The sequence below is a fragment of the Teichococcus globiformis genome (assembly GCF_042646265.1).
GTDB classification, from domain to species: Bacteria; Pseudomonadota; Alphaproteobacteria; order Acetobacterales; family Acetobacteraceae; genus Pseudoroseomonas; species Pseudoroseomonas globiformis.
The window spans coordinates 89,793-112,949 of sequence record NZ_JBHRTN010000029.1 but is presented as its reverse complement, the minus strand read 5'-3'; the positions used below and the strand labels follow the sequence as shown (position 1 = coordinate 112,949).

Here is a 23,157-nt window from a genome sequence, read left to right as displayed (position 1 = left end):
CGCTGCGCGTCAGCGCCAGCTCCATCGGGCTCTCCAACAGCCGCCCCTCCTGCCGCATCGTCTCCATCAGCCGCCGCGTCGCACGGCAAAGCGCCGACGCCGTGGTGGAATCCATCTTTTCAGGCGAGGTCGGCGAGAGTTCCACGATGGTTCTGATGAGATCAGCACTCGTCGATGACGGCATAAGGCAGGGATCCGTTTGCTCATCTCGCCGCGCAGGGCAGCGGTTCAATGAAAGACTGGTAAGCCGCGGCCACTCCACAAGGTCCCGACGAGACCAGTGCCGGAGGGCACGCGGCGTTCAAGGAAGTGGCACGCTGAGGGGCGGCAATCAGCCAGCCGCTTCCTCAAGCTTGCGGCTGCTGGATTGGTCCGCGACCTCGCCAGTCCAGGCGGCAATTCCGCCTTCCAGATTGATGAGCCGCTTAGCATCATGACCATTGGCCACCAGCGCCCTGATCACGGCCGCACTGCGAAGCCCGCCTTGGCAGTAGAACACGACTTCACCCCGCTGCGGAATCGCCGCGAGGGCACTGCCCGGCTGCGGTGAACTACCGAGCGGAAGCTCCCGAAGATCAGCCTCGATCGAAGGCTTATCGGCAAGCCGGGCACCCGGGATGATGCCGGCGAGCCATTCCGGTGGATTGCGAACATCGACCAGGGCAACATCCTCACCCGCCGCAAGTCGATCTTTCAAAGCGTCGGCCGTGATGCTGCCGCCGACCTGCGGCGCCGAGCACACCATCTGCTCGGTACGCAGCACGATCTCCGAGGGCGCCTTGCTGCAACAGGGGCAGGCCGGGTCCTTGGCGATGCGAATGGTGTCGAAGGTCATGTCGAGGCCGTCATACACCATCATCCGGCCGATCATCGGCGTGCCGATGCCGGTCAGCAGCTTGATGGCCTCGGTGGCCTGAAGGGAGCCGATAACGCCTGGCAGGACTCCCAACACGCCGGCCTCGGCACAATTTGGCGCCAGTTCTACAGGCGGCGGCTCGGGGAAAAGGCAGCGGTAGCAGGGGCCGAAGCGTGCGTCGAACACGCTGAGCTGCCCGTCGAACCGCAGCACGCCACCGAAGACGTTCGGCTTGCCGAGCTTGGCGCAGACGTCGTTGACCAGATAGCGCGTCGGAAAATTATCCGTTCCGTCGATCACCACGTCGTAACGCGACACGAGCTCAACGGCATTGTCGATGTTGAAGTAAGTGTCGTGCCGCTCCAGCACCAGATCCGGGTTCAGATCCAGCATGCGTGCGGCGGCGCTTTCCGTTTTGTACCGGCCCAGGGTGGAATAGCCATGTGCGACCTGCCGCTGGAGATTGGTTTCCTCCACACGATCGGGGTCAACCAGCCCAATCCGTCCCACGCCGGCCGCAGCCAGGTACAACGAAGCCGGGCTGCCGAGGCCACCGGCGCCAATCAGCAGGACACTGCCTGCCTTCAGCTTCCGTTGACCCTCGATCCCGAATTCGGGCAGGATCAGGTGCCGGCCGAAGCGGCGGATCTCGGCATCGCTCAATTCAGGCAGACAAGCATCCTGCGCCATGGGATCAGCCCCCGGCGATGCTGGCAAGGATGCGGATCTCGTCTTCCCCGCTGACGGGCGTTTCCAGCCCTTGCAGCAGCCGGATATCCTGGCCGTTCTTCGAAACGACGACGAACTGGCGCAGCTTGTCGGCAGCGAAAAGATGGCTGCGCATTTCAGGCGCCTTCTCCGTCAGCCCATCCAGGATGGCCAACACTGTGTCTCCCGAGACAGAAACCCGGGATTGTTGCTCCGTGTAGCGGCGGAGGGAACTAGGGACCAAAACAACCGGCATCAGGAAATCCCTTCTGACCGCAAATAGGGCGAACCGATGGCAAGGATAGCCGAGCCTCGGTCCTGATAAAGAGACAACACGCAAAGGTTGAACAACAACGCGCGAGCGCCAAAAACGGAAGCTTGGCAGTCAACTCTTTGGATCATTGAAGGAAAGCAGTGATCCTGAAACACGTTGAAACCAGTCAGCCTTTGCAACATCAAAATGAGTATCATAATAAAAACGAAAGCTCGCTAAAGAGCCGGGCTGGATCCGCTGCCCGTTGGAAGGTCAGGCTCCCCGAGGTCCCAGAACAACCCAGCCATCATGGCAAGGGCCTGGCGTGTTAATGGAACCAGCATATGCTCATCCGGAGCATGCTGGGCACAGGCTGCGTAGGAATGTGGCACCCACAAGGTCGCCAGGCCGAGGATATCAGCGAAAACATGGTTCGGCAGGGTGCCGCCGATGTTCGGCAGAATAGCCGGCACCTGATCCGTGCTGCGCCTGAGCGAAGCCGTGGCCCAGCGAACCCAATCCGAATCAGGATCCAGGCGGGTTGCCGGGGATGCTTCGTGGCGTGTGGCGCTGGCCTGTACTTGACCGAAGCCGCAGCGATCGAGATGGGCCCGCAGATGGCCAAGGATCTGCGTGGGATCAGTGCCAACAACAAACCGAAGCTGGATCACGGCCTTCGCAAAGGCCGGCACGGCATTGACCGGAGCATTGGCATCGCCGCTCTGGCAGGCCAGCACTTCCAGCGTGTTCCAGGCGAACAGCCGTTCCGCTGGAGATAAGCCGGGCTCACCCCACTCGGGATCTATGTCGGGATCGGAAGGGCCGCCGCCGACTTCAACCCCGGCGAGTGCCTCACGGACAGAGGAAGGGATCGGTGGTGGCCGCAAACCGTCAACCAACAACTGCCCCCTGGCATCCACCATGCTGGCAATGGCGTGGGACAACAGGGTGGCCGGGTTCAGGATCACACCGCCCCAATTGCCGGAATGGTATCCGCGTTCCCGTGCATCGACCTTCAGCTCGATGTTGAAGGCGCCGCGCGAGCCCAGAAACATCGTTGGGCGGTCCGCCGCGAGGCGTGGCCCATCGGAGGCGATCAGCACATCCGCGGCCAAGAGCTCCTTGTAGGCCGTGCAGATGTCCGAAAGGCCCGGGGAGCCGACTTCCTCTCCCATCTCCAGCAGCAGGGTAACGTTGAAGCCTAGTCGGCCGTCGCGCGTGGCAAGGACCTGCTCCAGCGCCGCCAGATTGATGCTGTGCTGACCCTTGTTGTCGGCGGTGCCGCGGCCGTACCAGCGATCGCCTCTTTCGGTGATGCGCCAAGGCGTCAGCCCCGGAGCCCATTCGGCATCTTGGCCGCGCGTCACGTCGCCATGGCCGTAGATCAGGATGGTGGGGCGAGACGCGTCCTCGATGCGGCGGGCGATCAGGAAAGGGCCCTTGCCGTCAACAGGGTTGTCGAGAATTTGGCTGCTGAAGCCCATCGCCGCGACGCAGGGAATGATCTCGTCGGTCAGATAGGCGTGCAGCAATGGCATGCTTTCCGGCACCTGGCTCTCGGTGCGAAAGGCGATGCGGCGTTCCATCAAGGTGCGGAAGCGTCCGTCGTCCATCAGGGACGTTGCGGCGGCAATGGCGGCATCCCGTGTCATATCAGAGTGCTCCCGCCCAGCCATCACGACGGGGGTCGCTGGCAGCCATGCGGACGCCGTTTTCCAGGATGCGAATGCAGGACATGGAGCAAGGTCCTTCCAAAGCGGGAACAAACTTCAACTGGTGGCCACGCGCGTGGAGCCCGTCCAGCGTAGCGCCTGGAAAGCCTTCCTCCAGCGTCAGCGCCTCTGAGCCGCCATGTGGCCAATTGGCTTCCTGACCGGGCTGGCTGCTGCTCCAGCGTGGAGCCTCGGCAACCTGCTGCGGATCCAGCCCAAGATCGATCAGGCTCACCACCGTCTGCAGGTTGATTTGCACCTGGTTGTCGGCACCCGGCGTCCCTAGCAGCGCCCAAGGTTGCCCATCCTTGAACACCATGGGCGCGTTCATGGTGTGGCGCACGCGCTTGCCCGGCTGCATCGCATTGGCATGCGCCGAATCGAGATGCCAGGTGGTGGCGCGGTTGTTCATCAGCACGCCGCTCTCGCCGGCGATGATGCCGGAGCCGAAAGGGCTGTTCAGGCTCTGGATCGCCGAGATTGCATTGCCAGCCTCGTCCATCACGCAGAAATAGGTCGTGTTGCCGTCATTCGGCGCAGGCAGGTTCAGCGGAATGCTGGCGGCGCGGGATAGGTCGATCTTCGCCGCGAGGTTCGCTGCATAAGCGTCCGATAGGATCGTGCCCAGCGGCAGATCGCGGAAGCGCGGATCGCCCGCGTGCCGCTCACGGTCAAGGAAGGCATGCTTCTTGGCCTCCACAAGAATATGCAGCAACTCCGCACTGCCTTCGCCCAGCGAGGCCAGATCGAAGCGCTCCACGATCTTCAGCTCCTGCAACAGCACGAAGCCGGTGGAGTTGGGCGGTGTCTGGCGGATCTCGTATCCGCGGTAGCTGACGGATATGGGATCCTGAGCCTCGGGCTGGCAGGCGGCCAGATCAGCCGCTTGCACCAGCGCCCCCGCAGCCGCGAGACCTGCGGCGAGGCGCTGCGCCGCGCGGCCACGGTAGAAGCTTTCCGCACCTTCCGCCGCGATGAGCGACAGGGTTTCCGCCAGCGACGGCTGGATCAACAACGCACCGAGAGGCAGGGGCTCGCCATCGCGCAGAAAGGTCACGGCGGCCTGTGCGTCGGCCATGATGCGCGTCCGCGCCTGGCGGGCGAAGCGCCGGAAGGTGTGGGTGACGGGGAAGCCGTCACGCGCCAGCTCCAGGGCAGGCTGGCAGATGCTGCTCCAGGGCAAAACTCCGTGGGCCGCATGCATGGCCGCCACGCCGGCTAGGCTGCCCGGCGTGGAAATGCTGAGCGGCCCTGTCTCCGGGATAGAATCACCGTAGCGCGCCGCCTGTGCCTCCGAAGGCGCGGGGCCAGAGCCATTATAGACCCGTCCCTGATCGCTCTGCCGCATCCAGACATGGTAGAAGCCGTCGCCGCCAAGGCCCGACATGTGCGGCTCGACCACGCCAAGAGCCAAGGAAATGGCGGCCGCGGCATCCACTGCGTTGCCCCCCTGGCGCAGCATGGCCAGCCCGGCCTCGGTCGCCGCCGGATGGTTGCTGGCGACAGCGGCCCGGCGTCCCATGATCAGGGGCCGGTAGCTGCGGCGGTTCGGGTCCAGCAAAGCGTTCTCTCCAGGCAGCGGATCGGTGACGCGGGGTTTCAGCCCTTCCGCCCTTCAACGCAACCGGGGCCAGCGATTTTTCGGCTCGGCGTCCCTTATGACCCAGGGGTAATCTGGACATTCTTGTACAAGGCCAGGTCCTGCGTCGCGTCACCTTCTTCCATCGGTGCCATGCCGCTTACGGTAGCTCCGGGAGGAATGGAGCCGACGCGATCGGCCGGTTCAAGGGAGGATGCGTCCAACAGGGGACGCGACCAGCAACGCCGTCCACCAGGGTTCGGACCGTAAAGGGTCCAGGTGGCCGCCGGGTAATGGAAGGCCGTAGCAACGATCGGCATTCGACAGGACGCCAGGCCGTGTGGCACTTCGCCATGGCGGGAAAGCGGCAGATCCGGGGCGACGTCCATCATCAACTCCGCCGCGAGCCGTTGATCTGCGCGCATCGGTCCGCCGACAATCCGATGGTGCCATTGTCAGGCATCACCGATGGTGAAGGCATCGCTGCGCATATGCCGCTGCGGGCCGGTCCCAAGAACCGGGGTAATCGGCGATCCGCTTGGCGACAGGCCGGGATCTTCGGCCAAGCGCTGTCAGGATCGTCACCCCGCATGATGCGGAGCAGGAGGGATGAGCCCGCTCACGATGTGCCGGGCGCCATTTCGGACTCGTTGCTTCGTGGTTTGAAAGGGCATGGCATGATCTTCCATCAGCGCGAAACACGCGGCAGCGAATGGACGCCCGGGCTGTCGCCTTCCGCGTGACGGCACCAACAGGTATCGGCAAGCCGGCACCATCCGGAGCTCGGTGCCGGAACCAGCACGTCAGACGGCGATCGCCAGTTCCGGCTCGCGGTTCTTCAGCAGGTGCGCGCGGCGAGGGCGCGGCTGGGCGGCGGCCAGATGGGCACGGGCGGCGGCGAGTTCAAGCTCGTTCGGCTCCTCGAGCACATAGCCCCGGCCCCAGATGGTGCGCACGATCTCGGCCGATCCAGCCGCCGCGAGCTTGCGCCGCAGCTTGCAGATGAAGACGTCGAGGATCCGCTGATCCGGACCCTCCTCCAGGCCGTAAGCCCGGACCATGAAGTATTCCTTGGTCAACATAACGCCAGGGCGCAGCATCAGCATTTCCAGAACATCGAATTCCCGGCAAGTGATGCGGACCGGCCGGTCATCCACCGTCACGGTGCGGCGAGACTGGTCAAGCAGCACGTTGCCGCAACGCAGTTCCGGACTGGCATGCCCGAGGCTACGGCGCAGCACCGCCTGCATGCGTGCCTGCAGCAGTGAGCCCAGCACGGGGCCCGCCAGCACCTGATCAGCGCCACTTTCCAGCACGGCCTGCTCTTCTTCCGCGGCGATGCGCGGGCTCAGCACCAGGATGGGCGTGGTAACCCCGCGACGGCGGATGTCGCGTACCATGGCCGCAGCCTGTCGCATGACGCTGCCGGTCTGGATCAGAATGAAATCGTAAGCGGAGCTGTGCTGCGCAATCAGCGGTGCATCCGTGAAGGGCTCCGCAATGTCGCAGCCATGTCCCCCATGCCGGAGCAGGTCGGCCAGGCCAGTGGTGTCACTGAGTCCGTTTGCGAGAAGGATATGCATGCCCAGTCCTTGCGATTTTCGCGGGCCCGGCGGGCCGGTGGGTTCCTTGAACTTCCCCGTCCTATCTCACGCAATCGTGATCCTCAAGAAAATATCAACACTCAGTGAACTTAGATCAGGGAGTGTGGCTTTCCGGTTCCAGCATCGCGTCATCATGGGGGAAGAGGCCGCGGACCTGACGCATGGCGCTCCAGTAATCGCCAGCCTCCATCTCTGCGATGGCCCGGCGCAGGGTTTGCCGCACCGGCTCAACGGTGGTCGCCGCGATGTAAGCCTCGGCCAGTGCTTTGGCAGCTTGCGTCAATGGAGCACGTTCCGATTCGTCACTCACATAAGCCCCCTGCATGGCCAAGTAGATCCGCCGGGCAGGCGTCGTTGCGTCTTCCGCCGCCATGATCTGCCGGCCGAACAGGAACCGGACATGGTTGGACAGCAGCACGCTGGTACGGTTCTTGAACTGCAACGAGGCGCCGTTCACCAGCAGGCGATCGCCCGCCCGGAGTTCAATGACGAGCCGGCCTTGGCCGCTGCCACGCGGGGATTTCTCGTTGTTCATTCGAATGCCGTCCAGTCGAGGGCGGAGATGGGGAAGGCAACATGATCCGCCAGGGGCCGTTTCGGCTGGATGGTCAGGTGTGGCCTCATGGTATGGATTTGCGTGCCGTTATTCTGGATCCAAGCATGCCGACCGAATGCTAACTCAATGTTTACGGTAGGTACTGCGGTAGAATTTCTCTTATATGGATTGCATGACGACTGTGCCAGTTTCTCTCCAGGCGATCACAGAGTGGTGATAACCCACAGGTAGAACAAAGGGCCCGGCTCCCGAGGAATGGAAGACAGCCTTGCCGCCAGCCTCCCTTCATCCCCGCGAAGCCGAGCGCATCGCCGCACTGCAGAGCTACAGCATTCTCGACACAGCTTGCGAGACTGCGTTCGACAACATCGCTCGCCTCGCCGTGCTGCTGACTGGCTGCCCCATCGCAGCCGTTTCGCTGGTGGATGCCGAGCGCCAGTGGTTTAAGGCACGGCTTGGCCTGGACATGCCATCCTGCCCACGTGATGCGGCCTTCTGCGCTCATGCCATTCTTCAGCAGGACCCGCTGATCGTGGAGGATGCTGCCCGCGATCCCCGCTTCTGTGACAGCCCTTTAGTGCTGGGCGAGGCGCAGCTTCGCTTCTATGCCGGAGCGCCCCTGATCACGGCGGGTGGCTTGGCACTCGGCACACTTTGCGTGGCTGACCGGCAGCCACGTGACATGAGTCCGCAACAACGCGAGGCGCTGGCGCATCTCGCCGGAACGGTGGTCACCACGTTGGAACTGCGCAAGGCGATCCGCGATGCGCAGGACGCCGCGCTTAGCGATCCTTTGACGGAGCTCGGAAATCGACGGGCCATGCTGGGAGAGCTGTCCAGTGTTGTCACCGCCCCGGGGAACCGGGTGTTCTCGCTGATCTATCTGGATCTGGACGGCTTCAAGCAGATCAACGACCAGCATGGCCATGCCGAGGGCGATCGCGTTCTGCGCCGTGTAGCCGCGGCGTTGCAAGCAGGGCTAAGCCAAGGCGAGCTCGCTTTTCGGCTTGGCGGGGATGAGTTCGCCTTGTTGGTGCGCGGCGTCGGGGGAGCCGCGATGGCCAAGCAGTGTTGCACGGCCATTGCGGAGACCATGGTGGCGGAGGGATGGGCGGTGACGGCCTCGGTGGGCGCCATCACGGCACTGGCAGGTCTGCTGACGATGGATGAGACCATGGCGGCGGCTGATGACGCCATGTACCGGGCCAAGGGTGCCGGCAAGAACCGTGTGCACCACCAGAACCTGCTGGACGGTGAAATACGCCGCGTCGCCTGACAATTCAAAGGCCAAGGCGGTCGCGGATCCGGCCTTCCGTTACCTTGCCCCAGACCCCAAGGCGCCAGAGTCGATGGAGGCGGATCGGCTTCAGTGGCGTCACCGGCATGTCCAGCGCCTCCAGCGGAGCGCCGCGCAGTCGCCGGGCCAGCTCGTGCCCCATGGCCGTGGCCATCGCGACGCCCCGGCCATTGTAGCCCATGGCAGTGAGGACGCCGGGCGCCAGTTCGTGGCAGTGCGGATAATGATCGGCGGTCACGGCGAGCTGCCCGTTCCAGCCATACGGCCACTCGACCCCCTTGAGGCCCGGCCATAGCTTCTCGGCGTAGCGCAACAGGTACTGTATGGGCGCGGTGGTGCCGATCGGCCGTTGCGGTCCTCGTCCACCCATCAGCAACCGGTTGCCGGGGTCAACTCGATAATAGACGGTGACATGCCCGGTTTCATAAACAGCGCTTCGTGCGGGCAGGATGCTGCGCAGCAGGCGATCCGGCAATGGTTCGGTCGCCGCGATGGCACTGAACACAGGCACGATGCCCTGCCGCAGACCGGGCCAAAGATCGCCGGTGTAGCCATTCGTGGCGAGCACCACTTGGTCGGCTAACAGGCTGCCGCTATCGGTTGTCACGCGCCACAACCTTCCTTCACGCTTTAGGGCGGTGGCCGGGCTGCCGCCATAAACTTTTGCGCCTATGCGCGCCGCCGCCTTCGCCATCCCGCGCGCATAGGCAAGGGGATCGAGGTGCCCACCGCGTGGGTCGAGCAACGCGCCGGCGTAACGCGACGTGCCGCTGGACGCGGCGATGGCGGTGCCGTCCAGATAACGGACCGGCATGCCGCGCTGCTGGCATTGCTCCACGAGTTGCTCGGCCGCGGCGGCATCGGCTCGACGGATGGCGGCACGCAGCGTGCCGGCCTGCTCGGCCCCGCAGACGATGCCGTGACGCCGGATCAGGCTGAAGACATGGTCCGGAGCGCCGTAGGACAAGGCCACCATGCGTGCGCCGAGTTCCATTCCCCAATCGGCTAAGACCTGATCCGGATCGGGCTTCAGGCCCGGATTGACCTGGCCGCCATTCCGGCCGGAAGCGCCCCATCCAGGCTCGGCCGCATCAATCAGGGTTGCTGCCAGCCCATGCTCGGCCAGGTGCAGGGCGGTGGACAAGCCAGTGAAGCCGCCTCCAACGATGGCGACAGGTGCGCGGTGCTCCCCTTCCAGGCGCGGAAAGACAGCCTCCGCATCAACGGAAGCCGCATAAAGAGAGCGGGGCAGTGGGGGAGGGGACATGGGGTGTTCCATCCGGCGTGGCGCTCAGGATGCGCCGAACTCTCCTGTCCCGCCAGAGGTCGGCGCCTTGTCAGTTCTCCGTGGCAATGTCCCGGAAATACGGCTCGACCGGTCCCTGCAGCTTCATTGTCATGGGGTTCCCCTTGCGATCCAGCGTCGTCCCAACTGTCACCCGCACCCAGCCTTCACTGACGCAATACTCGTCGACATTGGTTTTCTCGACACCCTTGAAGCGGATGCCCACGCCGCGTTCCAGCACCGCAGCATCGTAAAAGGCGCTCTTGGGATTGCTTGACAGGCGATCGGGCGGGATGTCTGACATGGCTCGGCCTCGGCTCGGTTCGGAAGGCGGTCTTAGGCAGGGACCTGCCCCGGGATCAACCTCGCGGCCCGCCTTCACGCGCGATGATGCCGTTCAGGGTGCGGCACGCGGCAACAACTGCCAGCAGCGCAAGTCCCTGACCGATCATGCTCGCGGGAGTGAACTCGTAGCCGGCGGCGGAAAGCCGGTGCGGCATATAGGCGAGGAATTGTTGAATCTCGGGCTCGAGGCGCAGAGCGCCAAGGGCCTGCAGCCCCAACCACCAGAGCACGCCTGTGAGCAGCAGCAGCGGACCGGCCAGCTCAGCCACCAGCTCCACAAAGGTCAGGGCAAAGCTCGCCAGGCCGCATAGAACGACACGCAGCCCCCGCAGCACCGCAGGCGACGCCCGCCTTTCAGCAAAGTCGGGATCATAGACGTCGTGACGGGCCGGAGCGACGGGCATGGCTGATCCTCCTGATCGGGGGCGCAAGGCCGGCGCCGGTGCCCGGCGGCTCCGCCAGGGCCGGTTGTGGCGTGCATAACGGTATTATCGGCTTGGTTCAATTGTACCGCCCCTGATGCCGCCGCCGGCCGGCAGCGCCACCGGGTGAAGTGGCTGCCCTCCGGAGACAAAGGCCTGCAGGTTGGCTATCGTTGTTTCAGCGATGGCTTGCATGGCGCCGCGGGTAAAGAACCCTTGATGCCCGGTGATCAGCACGTTCGGAAAGGTCAGCAGCCGGGCGAAAACATCATCCTGCAGCACACTGGCCGAGAGATCCTCGAAGAAGAGGCCTGCCTCCTCCTCATAGACGTCAAGGCCCAGGTGGCCGAGATGGCCGGACTTCAGGGCCGCGATGACCGCCTGCGTATCCAGCATCGCGCCGCGGCTGGTGTTGATGAGCATGGCCCCCCGCTTCATCCGGGCCAGCGCCTCCGCATCGATCAGCCGACGGGTTTCCGGCATCAGCGGGCAGTGCAGACTGAGAATGTCCGCTTCGGCGAAAACAGCCGCCAGCGGAGCATAGGACAGGCCGATACGATCCGCCGCGCCACTGTCGGGTGCGGGATCATGCGCCAGGATGCGGCATCCGAAACCGGCCATGATGCGGGCGAAGGCAAGGCCGATCTGCCCTGTGCCGACGATGCCCACCGTACGGCCGTGCAAGTCCAGCCCCAGCAAGCCGTCCAGGGCAAAATTGCCCTCGCGGACCCTGGCATAAGCGCGATGCATGCGGCGGCTCAGGGACAGCACCAGGGCCGCGGCATGCTCCGCCACGGCCTCGGGCGCGTAGGATGGCACCCTGCCGACGGCGATTCCCAGTTCCGCGGCCGCCAAAAGATCCACGTTGTTGAAGCCGGCGCAGCGCAGGGCAATCAGCCGTGTTCCCTGGCTTTGCAGCGTCGCCAGGGCGGCCGCGTCCGCCTGGTCGTTGACGAAAAGGCAGGCCGCTTCGGCGCCGGCTGCCTGGAGAGCGCTGCGCGAGTCGAGATGCGCCACGATCCACTCGAAGCGGTGGGGCGAGCCTGCTGCCCGATTGGCGACTTCAAGGAATTCCCGATCATAGGGCTTGGCGCTGAAAACGGCGACGCGCATGCTCTCCCTCCTCCGGGTGCCGGGGCCGGGGCTCTCCTGGCACGGCAATTGCCCAGACCCGGTGGCCGCGAAGCGGATCGGTTCGGTCCACGGTCAGCGGCGGTTTGAATTCTGGCGGCCCACACCGGGCAGGCCAGCCGCGGTTCATACCGTGGCACAGGCCAGGTGATCGGGTATAGGGAGCACGCGCCTTGCCTTCGACTACGAATGTTCGATTGGCCGCCGATATCGGCGGCACCTTCACTGATGTTGTGCTGGATGCGGGAGGCAGCCGTCGAACCCGCAAGGTGCTGACTACCCCAGCGGCGCCGGAGGAAGGCGTGCTCGCCGGCGTCGCGCTGGTGCTCCAGGATGCCGGCCTAGATTTTGCGGATGTGGGGGTGTTCGTGCATGGAACGACCCTGGCCACCAACGCCATCATCGAGCGGCGCGGTGCCCGCACGGCGCTGATCGGAACGCAGGGATTCCGCGACGTGCTCGAGATCGGCACGGAAAGCCGCTATGACCAGTATGACCTGACGCTGGAGAAGCCGGTGCCGCTGGTGCCCCGCCAGCTCCGCTTCACCGTTCCCGAGCGTATGGATGCACAGGGCTTGGTGCGGCTGGCGCTGGACGAGACGGCCGTTGCCGCGCTGGTGCCGCAATTGCGGGCGCTGGAGGTGCAGGCAGTGGCCATCGCCTTCCTGCACGCCTACGCCAACCCTGTGCATGAGGAGCGCGCGGCGGCCATCCTGTCGGCAGCAATGCCGGAGCTTTCCATCACCCTGGCCAGCGAGGTTTGTCCGGAGGTGCGCGAATACGAGCGCAGTTCCACGGCTGTGGCGAATGCTTATGTGCAGCCCTTGATGCAAGGCTATCTGGGGCGGATGCGCGAGGCCCTGACAGCGCGTGGCTATCGCGGCGCGACGTATCTCGTGACGTCGGGTGGCGGACTGACGGCCCTCGAGACAGCGCAAAGATTTCCGGTCAGGCTGGTGGAATCGGGACCGGCGGGCGGAGCCATCTTCGCGGCGCAGGTCGCGCTGCGGGCCGACGAGCAGAAGGTGCTGTCCTTCGACATGGGCGGCACCACCGCCAAGGTCTGCTTGATCGAGAAGGGCGAGCCAGCCACCTCCCGCTTCTTCGAGGTGGACCGGACTGCGCGCTTCCTGAAAGGTTCCGGCCTGCCGCTGCGCATCCCTGTGATCGAGATGGTGGAGATCGGCGCCGGCGGCGGATCCATCGCGCAGGTCGATGCCTTGCAGCGGGTAACGGTGGGACCGGAAAGTGCGTCATCCGTGCCAGGCCCCGCCTGCTACGGACTGGGCGGGGAGCGGCCAGCCGTGACTGACGCCGACGTGGCGCTCGGTCTCATCAAGCCGGAAGGATTCGCCGGCGGCAGCATGGACCTGAAGCCCGAGCTCGCACTGCAGGCACTGGACCGCGAGATCGGCGGCAAGCTTGGCCTGTCGCCGGAAATGGCGGCCTTTGCCGTCTACGAGATGGTCTGTGAAAACATGGCGAGCGCTGCGCGCGTTCACGCCGCTGAACGTGGCGCCGTGATCGGCCAACACACCATGATCGCCTTCGGTGGCGCCGCCCCGCTGCATGCCGCCCGTGTCGCGGAGAAGATCGGCGTGCCGCGTGTCCTCGTGCCGCCGAATGCCGGGGTGGGGTCTGCGGTAGGCTTCCTCGCTGCCCCCGTGGCCTACGAGATCGTGCGCTCCCGCCCCGCGCGGCTGGACGAGGATTTCAATGCTGCCTCGATCTCGGCGCTCTTCGGCGAAATGAGCGAAGCGGCCCGCGCCCTCGTCGAGCCGGGCGCGCAGGGCGCGCCGCTGTTCGAGCGACGCATGGCCTTCATGCGCTATGTCGGGCAGGGCCACGAAATCACCGTCCCGCTGCCGACCCGGACCCTTTCCAGCGGCGATGTCGTGGAACTGCGCCGAATCTTTGAGGCCGAGTATGCGGCACAGTTCTCCCGCGCCATTCCCTCCGCGGCGATCGAGGTGCTGAACTGGTCGGTTCTGGTGTCCACGGAGCCGCACAGACCTGAAGTCACGCCCTCCGTCGCTGCGGCCACCGCACCGGAGCCTGCCGGCTTTCGTTCCATGTTCGACGGGCGTGCGGAGAGGCGCATCGAAGTGCCGCTCTACCGGCGCGAGGCCATGGCGCCCGGTGCCCGGGTTGCGGGTCCTGCACTGATCGCCGAGGACGAAACGACCACCTACATCTCCGGCAGCTTCGATGCACATATCGACGGCGCCGGCTGCATCGTCATGGAGCAGAAGGCAGCATGAGCGCCCACGTCACCGAGAACACCCCCAAGGTCGGCCTCATCGACCTGCAGATCATGTGGAACCGGCTGATCGCGGTGGTCGGCGAGCAGGCCCAGGTGCTGATCCGCACAGCCTTCAGCCCCATCGTTCGCGAATGCGGCGATATCTCCGCAGGCATCTTCGACCTGAAGGGCCGGATGCTGGCGCAGGCGGTGACCGGCACACCCGGCCATGTGAATTCCATGGCCGAGGCGGTGAAGCACTTTATTCGCCACTTCCCTGTTGAGACCATGAAGGAAGGCGACGCCTACATCACCAACGATCCCTGGATGGGCACCGGGCATCTGAACGACTTTGTCATCACCACGCCCGCTTTTCACAAGGGCAAGCTGGTCGGGCTTTTCTCCTGCACCAGCCACCTGATGGACATTGGCGGTCTGGGCAATGGGCCGGAAGCCTCGGATGTCTACATGGAAGGCTTGTACATCCCGATGCTGAAGCTCATCGACCAGGGACAGGTCAATGAGACCCTGATGGCGATGATCCGCGCCAATACGCGACTGCCGGTCGACACCGAGGGTGACACCTATTCCCTCGCAGCCTGCAACGACGTGGGGGTCAAGGCACTGTCCGCCATGATGGAGGAGTTCGGTATCGACAGCCTCGACCCGCTGGCCGAGCACATCATCGAGAAGTCCCGCGCGGCGGTGCTGGCCGAGGTTGCGAAGCTGCCGAAGGGGAGCTGGTCCTACAGCATGACAGTGGATGGCTACGACCATCCGCTGACGCTGCAATCCAGGCTGACTATTTCCGACAACGGCATTCATGTCGACTACGAAGGCACCTCGGAGATGGTGCGTCGCGGCATCAACGTGCCCATCTCCTACACCACGGCCTACACCGTGTTTGGGCTGGGCTGCGTTGTCGCATCCAACATCCCGAACAATGCGGGTTCATTGGCGCCCCTGACCGTCTCCGCTCCGCTTGGCGCGGTGTTGAACGCACCGAAGCCGGCGCCGGTCTCGTCGCGGCACGTGCTGGGGCAGATGCTGCCCGACATGGTGTTCGGCTGCCTGCGGCAGGCCATCCCCGACAAGATTCCGGCCGAGGGAACCTCCTGCCTGTGGAACATCACAGTGCGCGGCGAGCGGCGGGATCCGGGCAAGGCACACCCCGTCTTCGCGTTGGCCATTACCACCAACGGCGGCACCGGCGGGCGGCCCGGGCAGGACGGGCTTTCCGCGACGGCGTTCCCGTCGGGCGTGATGGGCACGCCGGTCGAAATCGCCGAGATCCAATCCCCCCTGATGTTCTGGCGCAAGGAGTTCCGCGCCGATAGTGGCGGCGCCGGCGCCAGCCGCGGCGGGCTTGGTCAGGCGATGGAGATCGCCAACAATGACGATGCCCCATTCGAGTTGCTGGCGGCCTTTGATCGCATCGCCTACCCGCCGCGTGGCCGCGATGGCGGAGGTGACGGTGCCGCCGGTTATGTCGGCCTGGCCTCTGGCGCGGTGATGCGTGGCAAAGGCCTGCAGGTCATTCCGCCGGGAGACCGGCTGGTGGTGCTGACGCCGGGCGGCGGCGGTCTGGGCGACCCCCGGCGGCGCGACGCGGCCAGGCTGATGGCCGACCGACGCGATGGACTGGTTTCGGACGAGGCGGCGCGGAAGCTCTACGGCGCCGCGGAAGCCGCAGAATAAGGCAAGGGATGGTGCCGGCGGGAAGGCCGGTGCCACGAGGATCCACAGGAGACAACACATGACGACGCGTCGCATCTTGATGACCGCCGCCCTCGGCGCCCTGGCCGTTCCGGCACTGATCCGTTCGGCCAGGGCCGCCACACAGTTCGATCTGGCCACCGTTTGGCCGGACGGGAACTACCATACCAAGAACGCGCAGCGCTTCGCCGCGGAGGTGGCCAAGGCTACCGGCAACGCGGTCACCATCAACGTGCATGCCGGCGGAGCGCTGGGCTTCAAGGGGCCTGAACTTCTGGGCGCAGTGCGCGACGGGCTGGTGCCCATGGCCGACATCCTCAACAACCAGCAGATCGGCGAGGCGCCGACCATGGGGATCGAGGGAATTTCCTTCCTGTGCGGCAGCTATGAAGAGCTGAAGGTTTTGCACAAGTACCTGATGCCCGAGTACGAGCGAGTAGCCAAGGCGAACAACCAGAAGTTCCTCTACATCGTTCCCTGGCCGACGCAGTACACGCATCTCAAGACGCCGATCACATCGATCGACGGGCTGCGGGGCGTCCGGATCCGCGCCTCCGACAAGAATACGGCCGACATGTGCAACTTGCTCGGCGCGGCGGGCACCATGATGCCCTGGGGCGAAGTCGTGCCGGCCCTGGCCTCGGGTCGCATCGACGGGGTGTGCACATCGGCCACCTCCGGCGTGGACGGGCGCTTCTGGGAGTTCCTGAAGGTCGCCTATCGCACCAACCACACCTTCTCGTCGCAGCTGGTCAGCGTCAACCTGGACAACTGGAACCGGCTTGCGGCCGGTGACCGGGCGAAGATCGAAGAAGTGGCGAAGCGCCTGCAGCCGGAATTCTGGGACGTATCTGCCGCCGACGACACCAACAGCGTGAAGCGGTTGTCCGAGGGCGGATTGCAGGTGCTTGACGTTGATCCGGCGATCATGGCCGAGATGCGCCGACGCACAGCCAGCATCAAGGACGACTTCATCAAGCGTGCCCCGGCGGCCCGGCCGATCGTTGAAGCCTATCTGCGCGAACTCGGGAGGGCCTGAGCATTGCGGAGCGATACCTTGCACACCGGCCGCGTGGAGCGGGAGGCAGGTGCCGCGCAGGCGCTGCTTCGTGCCTCGGACCGGATCGCCGCGGCCAGCGGCGTTTTTGCAGCGCTCTGTCTGGTGGCCCTGCTGCTGCTGATCCTGGCGGGCGTCGGACGCAGCATCATGGGCAAGTTCTCTGCCGACTGGGGTGGCGAAATCACCATTGCCTGGGAGTACAGCGCGTACCTGATGGGAGCGGTGTTCATGTTCGGCGCCGCGGCGGGGCTGCGGGCCGGATCGCATATCCGGGTCTCCATCCTGCTGGCGCGCACCGGTCCGGCCCTGACGCATATCCTGGAGCTGGCGGCGACGCTGGTGGGCTTGCTGGTCTCGGGCTTTCTGGCGTGGTCGCTGTTCAACTTCACCCTGCGGGCGTGGAACAACGGGCAATTATCCAGTGGGAGCCTTACGCCGCTGTGGATCCCGGACGCGCTGCTGGCGACGGGTGCCATTCTGCTGGCCCTGCAGATGGGGGTTCGGCTGTTGCGGCTGGTGCTTGGCCAAGCCACCGAGGATGAGACCCTGAAAGCGGGGAGTGTGTCCGAATGACCACGATGATGGGCGCACTGTTCGGTGCGCTGTTCGGCATGCTGGCAGCGGGGGTCTGGGTCGGCATCGCGCTGATCGGTACCTCGATTGTTCTGCTCTACACTTTCCGCAGCCTGCCCGTAGACCGGCTGCTGGCGCAGTACACCTTCAACATCCTGACGACCCCGGAACTGGTGGCCCTCCCCTTGTTCATCCTGATGGGAGAGTTCCTGTTCCGCACAAACCTGTCCCGCTCGTTGTTCAACGGGCTCTCGCCCTGGGCGGCGCTGCTGCCCGGACGGCTGCTGCATGTCAACATCCTGGGCTGCACCATCTTCGCTGCTATCTCGGGTTCTTCCGCTGCCACGACGCAGGTGGTCGGCCGGATCGCGCTGAACGAGCTGCGCGGCCGTGGCTATGACAAGCGGATCGCCATCGGCAGCCTGGCCGGCGCCGGCACGCTCGGCTTCCTGATCCCGCCATCCTCGGTGATGATCATCTACGGCGTGCTGGCGGATGAATCGGTTTTGCGGCTGTTCACCGCCGGTGTGGTGCCGGGCCTGCTTCTGGCCGGTTGCTTTGCCGCCTGGGTGATGATCCACAGCACCATGAATCCTTCCTTGCTGCCCGAACGCAGCGCGGAGGAGCGGAACATGAGCATCGGGCAGCGCCTGGCGGCTCTGCGCGAGCTGGCGCCGACCCTGTTCCTGATCCTCTGCGTGCTGGGCTCGATGTATGCTGGCATCGCGACCCCGTCCGAGGCCGCGGCCGTGGGCGTGCTGGGCGCAGTGCTGGTCACCGGTCTGCAGGGGGAGCTGAGCTGGCCGACCTTGAAGGCGGTAGGCCTGGGCGCGGCGCAGACCTGCGGCATGATCGGCCTGATCGTGCTTGGCGCCTCGATCCTCGGCAACGTGGCCGCGGTGCTGGGCGTGCCGCGGCAGGTGGCCGAGGTCGTCACGGGATGGGGCCTCTCGCCCCTGATGCTGATCGTGGCCCTGACCCTGCTTTACCTGGTACTGGGCTGCTTTCTTGACGGCTTCTCGATGATCGTCATGACCCTGCCGGTCGTGCTGCCGCTGGTTCTGGCGGCGGGCTTCGACAAGTTGTGGTTCGGCATCTACCTCGTCATTGCCGTGGAGATGGCGCAGATCACGCCGCCGGTCGGCTTCAACCTCTTCGTGATCCAGGGTCTGACGAAGGAACCGCTCTCGGCCATTGCCAAGATGGCATTGCCCTACCTGCTGATCATGGTGGCGTTTGTGTTCCTGCTGGTTGCCGTTCCCGGCATCGTCAGCTTCCTGCCAACCCTGCTTCTGGGTTGACAGGGGAGCGGCACGGCGGTCGCCGCCGTGCCGTCCGCATCACTTGCTATAGGTGACGCGGATCTCGCCCACACCCTCGCAGGTGCCGTGCAGTGCGTCGCCAGGCTTTACGGCGCTGACGCCAGCCGGCGTTCCGGTCATGATCAGGTCGCCCGGCAGCAGCTCAACGTAGTTCGAGAGGAAGGCAATGCTTTCGGGCACGGACCAGATCATCTGGTTCATGTCGCCGGTCTGCTGAACCTTGCCATTCACCGTCACCTCGATCTTGCCTTGGGTCGGATGGCCGATCTTCGATGCCGGGACAATCGGGCTCAGCGGCGCAGACTGGTCGAAGCCCTTCGACAATTCCCAGGGACGGCCCATCTTCTTGGCCACGGCCTGAATGTCGCGTCGGGTCATGTCGAGGCCGATGGCGTAGCCGTAAACGTGGTTGAGTGCCTCGGCCTCGGTAATGTTCTTGCCGCCCTTGCCGATAGCCACCACCAGCTCAATCTCGTGATGGAAGTCTTCGGTCTGGGTGGGAAAGGGGATGGTGCCGCCTCCGGGCACGACGGCCGTTGCGGGCTTGGAGAAGAAGAAGGGCGGCTCACGGTCCGGGTCATGGCCCATTTCGCGCGCATGGTCGGCATAGTTGCGGCCGACGCACCAGATGCGGCGCACGGGGAAGACACCCGCCTCACCCTCGACCGGCACGGTGGTCGGCACCGGCGTTTCAATGACATACTGCATGCTGGATTCCTCCCCGAAGGCCCCTGGCGGGCCGCTGGTGGTGGCCGGAATCCGTAGGAGGGGCCGCGGGGCCCGTCAAGTTGCAGCCCCGTGGCAGGAACGGCAGCAGCGTCGGGAGGCGGGGTTGGGGCAGTATGTCAGCGACTTTCACGGTGAAAGGCACCGTTTCGCAGACCTGCGGGACGTACTGGCGAAGGCCTCGCCGCGTCGCTCAGGCGATGAACTCGCCGGACTGGCGGCCGAAAGCGATGCCCAGCGGATCGCCGCCCGGTCGGTGCTGGCGGACGTGCCGCTGATCCGCTTCCTGGAGGAGCCACTTGTTCCCTACGAGGTGGATGAAGTCACCCGACTGATCCACGACGGCCACGACGATGCCGCTTTCGGGCCCGTACGGTCGATGACGGTCGGTGCTTTGCGCGACTGGCTGCTGTCCCATCAGGCATCAACCGAGTTGTTGGCGGGCTTGGCGCCTGGCCTGACGCCGGAGATGGCGGCGGCTGTCAGCAAGCTGATGCGCAACCAGGACCTGATCGCCGTAGCGCGGAAATGCCGTGTTGTTACGGCCTTCCGTTCCACCATCGGCCTGCCTGGACGCCTGTCGACCCGGCTGCAGCCCAACCATCCCGCGGATGATCCGCGAGGCATCGCGGCGGCGACGCTGGACGGGCTGTTCTATGGCACCGGCGACGCTGTGATCGGAGTGAACCCGGCCACGGACAGCGTCGCCAACGGCATCCGGTTGCTGGAAATGCTCGACGATCTGCGGGAACGCCACCACATCCCGACGCAGAGCTGCGTGCTGACGCACGTCACCAACGCCATCCGCATCATGGAGCACGGCGCGCCGGTGGATCTGGTGTTCCAGTCCATCGCCGGCACCGAGGCGGCCAATGCCGGCTTTGGCGTCAGCCTGTCTGTTCTGCGGGAAGCGCAGGAAGCCGCGCTGGCGCTGAACCGTGGCACCATCGGCAACAACGTCATGTACTTCGAAACAGGGCAGGGGGCGGCGCTGTCGGCCGATGCGCATCACGGCATCGACCAGCAGACGGTGGAGGCCCGCGCCTATGCCGTGGCGCGGACCTTCCGCCCGCTGCTGGTGAACAGCGTGGTCGGCTTCATCGGCCCGGAATACCTGTTTGACGGCAAGCAGATCATCCGCGCGGGACTGGAGGATCATTTCTGCGCCAAGCTTCTCGGCGTGCCCATGGGGATCGATGTTTGCTACACCAATCATGCGGAGGCCGACCAGGATGACATGGACACCCTCGCGACCTTGCTGGGCGTTGCGGGGGTCAACTTCGTTATCACGGTGCCGGGCGGCGATGATGTGATGCTGGGCTACCAGAGCGGCGCCTTCCATGACGCGCTTTACCTGCGGTCTACGCTCGGGCTGCGCGCCGCGCCCGAATTCGAGACCTGGCTGGAGCGCATGGACATGGTGGACCGGCAAGGCCGCATCCGTGCGCTGAACCCGCAGCACGCCACCATGCGGCGCCTTCTGGCGGGGAAATCCGGTAATGCATGATCCGATTGTCGATCCATGGGTGGCGCTGCGCGGCTTTACCCCGGCCCGGATCGGCCTGGGCCGCACCGGGGACGCACCGCCGCTTGGCGCGGTGCTCGACTTTCAGCTCGCCCATGCACGGGCGCGGGATGCGGTGCATGCCCAACTGGACATCGGAGCACTGTTGGGTAAACTGGCAGAGCCGCATGTTCTTGTGCAGAGCCGGGCGGTGGACCGTGGCACCTTTCTGCGGCGGCCCGATCTCGGGCGGCGGCTCGCTCCGGACTGCGCGGCGAGGCTGCAGCGCGGCGAGTGGGATGCCGTTTTCGTTCTGGCGGACGGCCTTTCCGCCTCAGCCCTCCGGAACCATGGCTTGCCGGTGTTGCAGGGCGCGCGCGCTGCCCTGCCGGGCTGGCGCATCGCGCCTGTGGTCATCGCCACCCAAGCACGTGTGGCGCTGGGAGACGAGATCGGTGAAGCGCTAGGCGCCAGCCTCTGCGCAGTGCTGATCGGCGAACGGCCCGGCCTGTCGGTGGCCGATAGCCTGGGCGTCTACCTGACCCACGCCCCCCGCATCGGCCGGCGAGACTCAGAGCGAAACTGCATTTCCAACATCCACAGCTCCGGCGGGCTGCCGCCGGCCCTCGCGGCCGAGAAGCTGGCCTGGCTGATGCGGGAAGCGCTGCGGCTGCGGATCACCGGAGTGGAACTGAAAGACGACCAGCCCGAAAGCGTCCCGGCGGCGTCGAAGGTCATCGAGGGCTAATGGAGGCACTCAGTCAAAGCTCTCATACCAGGTCCGGCCATCGCGCTCGATCATGGCGATCGCGGCGGTTGGTCCCCAGCTGCCGGCCAGATAAGGCCGCGGCGTGTCACGACGGTCATTCCAGCCCTGCAGGATCGGCTCAACCCAACTCCAGGCTGCCTCCACCTCGTCGCGCCGCATGAACAATGTGGTGTTGCCGCGCACCACATCCATCAGCAGCCGCTCATAGGCGTCCGGGTAGCGCTGGCCGAAGGCTTTCTCGAAGGAGATGTCGAGCCCGGTCGGGCGAAGATGCAGGCCGCCCGGTCCCGGCTCCTTGGTCATCATCTCCAGTCGCATGCCTTCCGCCGGCTGCAGGCGGATCAGCAGCCGGTTCGGCTGCAATTCATGCTGGTCGCGTGGGTAGATCGAGAAGGGCGGGGTGCGGAACTGCACCACGATCTCGCTCACCTTGCGGGGCAACCGTTTGCCGGTGCGCAGGTAGAAGGGAACCCCGGCCCAGCGCCATGAATTGACCTGCATCTTGAGCGCCACGAAGGTTTCGGTGTTGCTGCTCTCCGCGCCGAGATCGGCGAGGTAGCCGGGGACCGGGCGGCCATCCGCGATGCCGGCCGAATACTGCCCCCGGACGGTGCAGCCGTTAACTTCATGCGGATCGACCCGTTGCAGGGCCCGCAGGACCTTGAGCTTCTCATCCCGCACGGCGTCCGTGTCGAGCGAGATGGGGCTCTCCATCGCCAACAGGCAGAGAAGCTGCAGCATGTGGTTCTGCACCATGTCGCGCAACGCGCCCGAACCATTGTAATAGCCGCCGCGGCCCTCGACGCCGACCGTCTCGGCTACGGTGATCTGCACATGGTCAATGGTGTCGGCATGCCACAACCGCTCGAAGATCGGGTTGGCGAAGCGCAGCGCCATGAGGTTCTGCACCGTCTCCTTGCCGAGATAATGGTCGATACGAAAGATCTGCTTTTCCGGCAGCACCGCGCCGACAGCGTTGTTGATGGCCTGGGCGGAAGCCAGGTCACGGCCGATCGGCTTCTCCAGGACCACGCGGGATTGGGGCGTGATGCCGCCATGCTGCGCCAGCCTTTGGCAGATGGTGCCGTACAGGTCGGGTGACGTTGCCAGGTAGTAGGCCCGCACCTGATCCGGCCGTTCATTCAGGCTCGCCACCAGTTCAGGCCAGCCCTGTTCACCGAGCGCATCGACCAGGTGATACCGCAGCAGATCCAGGAATGCGGTCAGCATGTCCTCGTCCAGGCTGGCGGCATCGACATGCTGGCGCAGCGCTGCCTCCGCCCGCTTCCGGTAACCCTCCGTATCCAGCTCGGTGCGTGCCACGGCGATGATGCGGCTGCTGTCGGGGAACTGCCTGTCACGAAAACGGTGAAACAGCGCCGGCAGCAGTTTGCGCATGGTCAGGTCACCCGTGGCGCCGAACACCACGCCATCGAAAGAGGCTACGGGAAGGATCCTGGCCATGCATTCACTCCTGTCGCGGGGTTCACCTCGCGG

General features: G+C 65.2%; 21 protein-coding genes. 9 read left to right on the top strand and 12 right to left on the bottom strand.

Annotated features, from left to right (window positions below):
- Window positions 1–437, top strand: a 437-nt coding sequence (locus ACFOD4_RS21390) for a hypothetical protein (RefSeq protein WP_379599745.1), incomplete at its 5' end; no start/stop codon positions are given.
- Here the strand turns inward: ACFOD4_RS21390 and moeB are convergent.
- From moeB to ACFOD4_RS21360, 6 genes are all read right to left on the bottom strand, one after another.
- The gene (gene moeB / locus ACFOD4_RS21385; protein ID WP_379599744.1) at window positions 332–1,546 is read right to left on the bottom strand and encodes a molybdopterin-synthase adenylyltransferase MoeB; all 1,215 of its coding nucleotides are present in this window, start codon (window positions 1,544–1,546) and stop codon (window positions 332–334) included. The genes ACFOD4_RS21390 and moeB overlap by 106 nt on opposite strands.
- Before the next feature lie 4 nt (window positions 1,547–1,550).
- The gene (locus tag ACFOD4_RS21380; protein WP_379599743.1) at window positions 1,551–1,820 is read right to left on the bottom strand and encodes a MoaD/ThiS family protein; all 270 of its coding nucleotides are present in this window, start codon (window positions 1,818–1,820) and stop codon (window positions 1,551–1,553) included.
- Between the two features lie 233 nt (window positions 1,821–2,053).
- Window positions 2,054–3,469 carry a M20 family metallopeptidase gene (locus ACFOD4_RS21375; protein ID WP_379599742.1) on the bottom strand — a complete coding sequence of 472 codons (1,416 nt, stop codon included), beginning with the start codon at window positions 3,467–3,469 and terminating at the stop codon, window positions 2,054–2,056.
- Window position 3,470: 1 nt separating this feature from the next.
- Window positions 3,471–5,090: a gamma-glutamyltransferase gene (gene ggt / locus ACFOD4_RS21370; RefSeq protein ID WP_379599741.1), complete on the bottom strand. Its 1,620-nt coding sequence runs from the start codon at window positions 5,088–5,090 to the stop codon at window positions 3,471–3,473.
- 821 nt (window positions 5,091–5,911) lie between these two features.
- Window positions 5,912–6,691 carry a winged helix-turn-helix domain-containing protein gene (locus ACFOD4_RS21365; RefSeq protein WP_379599740.1) on the bottom strand — a complete coding sequence of 260 codons (780 nt, stop codon included), beginning with the start codon at window positions 6,689–6,691 and terminating at the stop codon, window positions 5,912–5,914.
- Window positions 6,692–6,806: 115 nt separating this feature from the next.
- A complete protein-coding gene (locus ACFOD4_RS21360) occupies window positions 6,807–7,247 on the bottom strand; it encodes a flagellar biosynthesis repressor FlbT (protein WP_379599739.1) in 441 nt (146 codons plus the stop codon).
- 289 nt (window positions 7,248–7,536) lie between these two features.
- Between ACFOD4_RS21360 and ACFOD4_RS21355 the strand changes: the two genes are divergently transcribed.
- Window positions 7,537–8,544 carry a sensor domain-containing diguanylate cyclase gene (locus ACFOD4_RS21355; protein ID WP_379599738.1) on the top strand — a complete coding sequence of 336 codons (1,008 nt, stop codon included), beginning with the start codon at window positions 7,537–7,539 and terminating at the stop codon, window positions 8,542–8,544.
- Window positions 8,545–8,548: 4 nt separating this feature from the next.
- Here the strand turns inward: ACFOD4_RS21355 and ACFOD4_RS21350 are convergent, their stop codons facing one another.
- From ACFOD4_RS21350 to ACFOD4_RS21335, 4 genes are all read right to left on the bottom strand, one after another.
- Window positions 8,549–9,832, bottom strand: coding sequence for an NAD(P)/FAD-dependent oxidoreductase (locus ACFOD4_RS21350; protein ID WP_379599737.1), 1,284 nt, complete (start codon window positions 9,830–9,832; stop codon window positions 8,549–8,551).
- A 70-nt stretch (window positions 9,833–9,902) separates the two neighbouring features.
- A complete protein-coding gene (locus ACFOD4_RS21345; protein ID WP_379599736.1) occupies window positions 9,903–10,154 on the bottom strand; it encodes a DUF3297 family protein in 252 nt (83 codons plus the stop codon).
- A gap of 55 nt (window positions 10,155–10,209) precedes the next feature.
- On the bottom strand, window positions 10,210–10,599 hold the full coding sequence (locus ACFOD4_RS21340; protein ID WP_379599735.1) for a hypothetical protein: 390 nt from the start codon (window positions 10,597–10,599) through the stop codon (window positions 10,210–10,212).
- A gap of 84 nt (window positions 10,600–10,683) precedes the next feature.
- Window positions 10,684–11,730, bottom strand: a complete 1,047-nt coding sequence (locus tag ACFOD4_RS21335; protein WP_379599734.1) for a 2-hydroxyacid dehydrogenase — start codon at window positions 11,728–11,730, stop codon at window positions 10,684–10,686.
- A 191-nt stretch (window positions 11,731–11,921) separates the two neighbouring features.
- Here ACFOD4_RS21335 and ACFOD4_RS21330 point away from each other — a divergent pair, with 191 nt between their 5' ends.
- The 5 genes from ACFOD4_RS21330 to ACFOD4_RS21310 are packed head-to-tail and all read left to right on the top strand — an operon-like array spanning window position 11,922 to window position 18,640.
- Window positions 11,922–14,009, top strand: coding sequence for a hydantoinase/oxoprolinase family protein (locus ACFOD4_RS21330; RefSeq protein WP_379599733.1), 2,088 nt, complete (start codon window positions 11,922–11,924; stop codon window positions 14,007–14,009).
- The gene (locus ACFOD4_RS21325) at window positions 14,006–15,688 is read left to right on the top strand and encodes a hydantoinase B/oxoprolinase family protein (RefSeq protein ID WP_379599732.1); all 1,683 of its coding nucleotides are present in this window, start codon (window positions 14,006–14,008) and stop codon (window positions 15,686–15,688) included. Before ACFOD4_RS21330 ends, ACFOD4_RS21325 begins: the two co-directional genes overlap by 4 nt.
- A 58-nt stretch (window positions 15,689–15,746) precedes the next feature.
- Entirely contained in the window at window positions 15,747–16,745 is a 999-nt protein-coding gene (locus tag ACFOD4_RS21320; protein WP_379599731.1) for a TRAP transporter substrate-binding protein, read from the top strand.
- Window positions 16,746–16,763: 18 nt separating this feature from the next.
- Window positions 16,764–17,339 (top strand): TRAP transporter small permease subunit, encoded by a 576-nt coding sequence (locus ACFOD4_RS21315; RefSeq protein WP_379599730.1) that lies wholly within the window; start codon window positions 16,764–16,766, stop codon window positions 17,337–17,339.
- Window positions 17,336–18,640: a TRAP transporter large permease gene (locus ACFOD4_RS21310; protein WP_379599729.1), complete on the top strand. Its 1,305-nt coding sequence runs from the start codon at window positions 17,336–17,338 to the stop codon at window positions 18,638–18,640. The genes ACFOD4_RS21315 and ACFOD4_RS21310 overlap by 4 nt, the downstream gene beginning before the upstream one ends.
- Window positions 18,641–18,679: 39 nt before the next feature.
- Here the strand turns inward: ACFOD4_RS21310 and ACFOD4_RS21305 are convergent, their stop codons facing one another.
- On the bottom strand, window positions 18,680–19,369 hold the full coding sequence (locus tag ACFOD4_RS21305) for a fumarylacetoacetate hydrolase family protein (RefSeq protein ID WP_379599728.1): 690 nt from the start codon (window positions 19,367–19,369) through the stop codon (window positions 18,680–18,682).
- On the opposite strand from ACFOD4_RS21305, the gene ACFOD4_RS21300 reads away from it, so the two are divergent.
- Both ACFOD4_RS21300 and eutC read left to right on the top strand, forming a co-directional pair.
- Window positions 19,368–20,894, top strand: coding sequence for an ethanolamine ammonia-lyase subunit EutB (locus tag ACFOD4_RS21300; protein WP_456316917.1), 1,527 nt, complete (start codon window positions 19,368–19,370; stop codon window positions 20,892–20,894). The two genes, ACFOD4_RS21305 and ACFOD4_RS21300, sit on opposite strands and share 2 nt — an antisense overlap.
- Entirely contained in the window at window positions 20,887–21,639 is a 753-nt protein-coding gene (gene eutC, locus ACFOD4_RS21295; RefSeq protein ID WP_379599727.1) for an ethanolamine ammonia-lyase subunit EutC, read from the top strand. The genes ACFOD4_RS21300 and eutC overlap by 8 nt, the downstream gene beginning before the upstream one ends.
- Before the next feature lie 9 nt (window positions 21,640–21,648).
- On the opposite strand, the gene zwf is transcribed toward eutC, so the two are convergent.
- Entirely contained in the window at window positions 21,649–23,124 is a 1,476-nt protein-coding gene (zwf, locus tag ACFOD4_RS21290) for a glucose-6-phosphate dehydrogenase (RefSeq protein ID WP_379599726.1), read from the bottom strand.
- Between the last annotated feature and the right edge of the window lie 33 nt (window positions 23,125–23,157).

What these genes read in the sequence shown, in the direction of transcription:
- moeB (WP_379599744.1), bottom strand. Translation starts at nt 1,546, where the DNA reads ATGGCGCAGGATGCTTGTCTGCCTGAATTGAGCGATGCCGAGATCCGC.
- ACFOD4_RS21380 (WP_379599743.1), bottom strand. Translation starts at nt 1,820, where the DNA reads ATGCCGGTTGTTTTGGTCCCTAGTTCCCTCCGCCGCTACACGGAGCAA.
- ACFOD4_RS21375 (WP_379599742.1), bottom strand. Translation starts at nt 3,469, where the DNA reads ATGACACGGGATGCCGCCATTGCCGCCGCAACGTCCCTGATGGACGAC.
- ACFOD4_RS21365 (WP_379599740.1), bottom strand. Translation starts at nt 6,691, where the DNA reads ATGCATATCCTTCTCGCAAACGGACTCAGTGACACCACTGGCCTGGCC.
- ACFOD4_RS21360 (WP_379599739.1), bottom strand. Translation starts at nt 7,247, where the DNA reads ATGAACAACGAGAAATCCCCGCGTGGCAGCGGCCAAGGCCGGCTCGTC.
- ACFOD4_RS21350 (WP_379599737.1), bottom strand. Translation starts at nt 9,832, where the DNA reads ATGTCCCCTCCCCCACTGCCCCGCTCTCTTTATGCGGCTTCCGTTGAT.
- ACFOD4_RS21345 (WP_379599736.1), bottom strand. Translation starts at nt 10,154, where the DNA reads ATGTCAGACATCCCGCCCGATCGCCTGTCAAGCAATCCCAAGAGCGCC.
- ACFOD4_RS21340 (WP_379599735.1), bottom strand. Translation starts at nt 10,599, where the DNA reads ATGCCCGTCGCTCCGGCCCGTCACGACGTCTATGATCCCGACTTTGCT.
- ACFOD4_RS21335 (WP_379599734.1), bottom strand. Translation starts at nt 11,730, where the DNA reads ATGCGCGTCGCCGTTTTCAGCGCCAAGCCCTATGATCGGGAATTCCTT.
- ACFOD4_RS21325 (WP_379599732.1), top strand. Translation starts at nt 14,006, where the DNA reads ATGAGCGCCCACGTCACCGAGAACACCCCCAAGGTCGGCCTCATCGAC.
- ACFOD4_RS21320 (WP_379599731.1), top strand. Translation starts at nt 15,747, where the DNA reads ATGACGACGCGTCGCATCTTGATGACCGCCGCCCTCGGCGCCCTGGCC.
- ACFOD4_RS21310 (WP_379599729.1), top strand. Translation starts at nt 17,336, where the DNA reads ATGACCACGATGATGGGCGCACTGTTCGGTGCGCTGTTCGGCATGCTG.
- ACFOD4_RS21300 (WP_456316917.1), top strand. Translation starts at nt 19,368, where the DNA reads ATGCTGGATTCCTCCCCGAAGGCCCCTGGCGGGCCGCTGGTGGTGGCC.
- ACFOD4_RS21305 (WP_379599728.1), bottom strand. Translation starts at nt 19,369, where the DNA reads ATGCAGTATGTCATTGAAACGCCGGTGCCGACCACCGTGCCGGTCGAG.
- eutC (WP_379599727.1), top strand. Translation starts at nt 20,887, where the DNA reads ATGCATGATCCGATTGTCGATCCATGGGTGGCGCTGCGCGGCTTTACC.
- zwf (WP_379599726.1), bottom strand. Translation starts at nt 23,124, where the DNA reads ATGGCCAGGATCCTTCCCGTAGCCTCTTTCGATGGCGTGGTGTTCGGC.